Genomic DNA, 1,967 nt, shown 5'->3' on the forward strand with positions numbered 1-1,967 from the left:
TAGAAAGTTATTCACTCGGACTGTTTTCCTATTATACGGGCGTGAAAGAAAAATCGGTGAAGCGGCGTATTTTCCTTTTGTGATATTGAGTCGAGAATTGTCTAAAGAATCGATTAGCTTTGATAACGATTAATAACTGTTGTATTAGGTATATTCAATAGAATTCGTAAAGATTAGAATCAACGAAGCATTCAGCGTGTGGACATATTAAGCTATCGTTGAAACATATTATGGACGGATTGTGACAGAGATCTTTTTTAGCACATTCTAAACGATCTATGTACACAGGAGAAAAGTTGTTAGCGAAAATCCTATATAGTTCAGACCAGATCTCGGAAGGTTTAACTCGCGCATGAAACTCAAGCCGCATTTAGCACATATAATTTAATCGTATACCATTTGCTGTGTCATTATTCAACTAGTTCGAAATGGAGGAGGACGTAGAATCTGCTCTACAACGAGAAAGGCGAACGCCGTTTGTAGATCAATTTCGTCTACACATGGTCGTTTTGAAATGGACTGGCGTAATTGTCATGATTTCACTGTTGGCAGCCACCCTCGGAATATTTGCCAACCTGATGAAAAGAGACCCCGTCTACAAGAGTGACTGTATCAATGTTCAAGATCACAATGTAGCAGATGTCAACGAAACTCTTTGCATTGAACAGACAGAAATACCAGATCTCAACAATTCTCTCTGCACATATGCTCGGCAATATGCGTTATCAAACAATTACTTTGTGACTGTTTGTCGTTATCATGGCATAGTTAGAATAGACGTGCGACTTTTCCTCAATGGCATAGCAACCATACGTGGTATCTTTCTGAATAACAAGCAGTGGAATTCGTTATGGCGTTTGAGATCGCAAATTAATGGCGATATAACCGAGGCTAGAGACGACAAATGGGACTATACTCAATGACGGAATATCACAATGTTGGATTGTATGTTAGCTGCATCAATTAATTATATAGATATATGTTTGTACAGTATTCACAGATCTCTCTGTATATAATGGACACCCGCGTCTTTGTCTACTCACAAGCTAGACGTTATTGGTCATGGATCGTTACGTGTACATAAACAGCGAAGAAAGTAGCTCGTATTTTCCAGAGAATGAGGTTTATCATTTCAAAGTCCATTTGAAGACACCTAACATATGTAAGGAAACTATTCTCAACGGTTCTCAACAACCCCTGATGAGGCGATTAGAGCGGAACGTTAAAAATGGATGGAGCTATGTGTTGGATCCGGTGATATATTTACCAGTTAAGAGGAAAGAAATCACGGAATTGGAGGTGTACATAAAGACGACAGACGATACATTCGCCTCATTGTTAGACTCACCTTTGCATCTAACACTTCATTTTAAGCAGTATCCGTTTTGGGGTGATCATGAATCCTTCTAAACTCTACGTACCAAATCCTCAGAAATGGGTTCAGTTTTTCGATAAAATGGCACGCGGAAAATTGAAATGGGGTCAACACGGTGGCGGTAGTGTATCACGGATAATACCCATGGATCAGTATATTTCAGCACAATCCGACGGTCAGCAATTTCCGGTAAAAATAGTGTCTCCGGCCGAACAAACGGTGGATCAAGCCAAGAGCGAACTGGTGCGAGAGAATATAAAACCATCGACAATCCAGAGACTGTTTCAGAAAGAGACTAGTCGGCCGACTAAACACTCCTCGAAAAATAAGACGAGTAAGAATAATAATAAGAACAAGAAAAGTGGGAAGATCACTAAAAAACCCAGTGGAAAGCAGAAGAAAAACAAGTTATACAAGATCAAGAAAAACGTGAGAGATATTTTCGAATATTAAGTATGTCTGTAGCCAACCAAGAAAATTTTCACGAAGGAATTCCGTCGGAACTGTCTCTCTTCGATCTCCCACCCACGGAAGTGGCTGTATCAGATGCTTATTTCGAAGAAGTACGACCTCTCTCCCAAGTGAGTGGAGA

Annotated in this window: 1 protein-coding gene; it reads left to right on the top strand. The window is 39.9% G+C overall.

Annotated elements, in window-relative coordinates; genetic code table 11:
- Nucleotides 1–1,396: 1,396 nt before the first annotated feature.
- On the top strand, nucleotides 1,397–1,828 hold the full coding sequence (locus BOW51_RS10965; protein WP_135568295.1) for a hypothetical protein: 432 nt from the start codon (nucleotides 1,397–1,399) through the stop codon (nucleotides 1,826–1,828).
- Nucleotides 1,829–1,967 lie beyond the last annotated feature (139 nt).

Source organism: Solemya elarraichensis gill symbiont (assembly GCF_002021095.1).
Lineage (GTDB): Bacteria > Pseudomonadota > Gammaproteobacteria > Chromatiales > Chromatiaceae.